2 protein-coding genes are annotated in these 1,078 nt (G+C 67.1%); both read left to right on the top strand.

Annotated features, from left to right (window positions below; genetic code table 11):
- A partial coding sequence (locus tag ACIRS4_RS38795; RefSeq protein ID WP_404205070.1) for a hypothetical protein occupies positions 1-366 on the top strand: 366 nt, incomplete at its 5' end.
- A 73-nt stretch (positions 367-439) separates the two neighbouring features.
- The coding region (locus ACIRS4_RS38790; RefSeq protein WP_404205068.1) for a serine/threonine-protein kinase at positions 440-1,078 on the top strand (639 nt) is incomplete at its 3' end.

Genomic DNA, 1,078 nt, shown 5'->3' with positions numbered 1-1,078 from the left:
CACGCCGCCCTCAGCCACGACGATCGACCGGTCGCCTCCCGCCGCGCGTACGCCGACGCCGGAATCGACGTGATGGCCAGTTCGCTCAGCAATATCTACCGGACGAAGGACGACGCGGCCGCCCAGCGCTTCATCGCCGCCTTCGTCGACGAATTGCTCGACCGCTACAAGCCCGTCGACCCGCCACCCGGCCTGGCGACGGCCCGCTGCCTGCAGTTGAAGGACGTGAAGTACGCCATCGGCGCGAAGTTCATGTGCTACCTGCCCTACCAGCGCTATGTGGCCGAGGTGTCCGCCGACCAGTCCCAGGATCTGCGCCAACGGCTTTCGGCCCAGTACAAGCTGCTCGCGTACGGGCACATCTGAGCCCGGACGGGCATCGTGAAGGTTGCTACATTCGACATGGCCGGAATCCCGGCCGCGCGCTAGGAGGATGCGAATGCCGTTGCGGCCCGGCACTGTTGTGGGCGGACATCGGATAATCCGGGTGCTGGGCAGTGGCGGGATGGGGACCGTCTATCTGGTGCAGGATCCCATGTTTCCCGGGCGGCTCGACGCACTGAAGGTGCTCAGCAACGACCTCTCTCACGACGAGGTGTATCGGGCGCGGTTCGCGCGCGAGGCGAATCTCGCTGCGGAAATGGATCATCCGAACATCGTGACGGTCTACGCGCGCGGTGAGGAGGACGGGCGGCTGTGGATCGCGATGCAGTACGTCCCCGGCACCGACGCCTCCGTGGAATTGAAACAGCAGCCCGAGGGGATGACGCCGCAGCGGGCGCTGCGCATCGTCACCGAGGTGGGCAAGGCGCTGGACTACGCGCATCGGCGCGGGCTGCTGCACCGGGATGTGAAGCCCGCCAACTTCCTGCTCTCCCGGGACGAGGACGCGCACCCGGGCGAGGAACGGGTGCTGCTCACCGATTTCGGCGTCGCCAAGTCGGTGACCGACGGCCGCGAACTCACCGCCACCGACGCCATGATGGCGACCCTCGCCTACGCGGCCCCCGAACGGCTGGTCGCCGGGCCGCTGGATCATCGCGGCGATATCTACAGTCTCGGCTGCGCTTTCGTGAAG

Source organism: Streptomyces sp. NPDC101166 (assembly GCF_044768125.1).
Taxonomy (GTDB): Bacteria; Actinomycetota; Actinomycetes; order Streptomycetales; family Streptomycetaceae; genus Streptomyces.
This window is presented reverse-complemented; position numbering and strand designations above follow the sequence as displayed.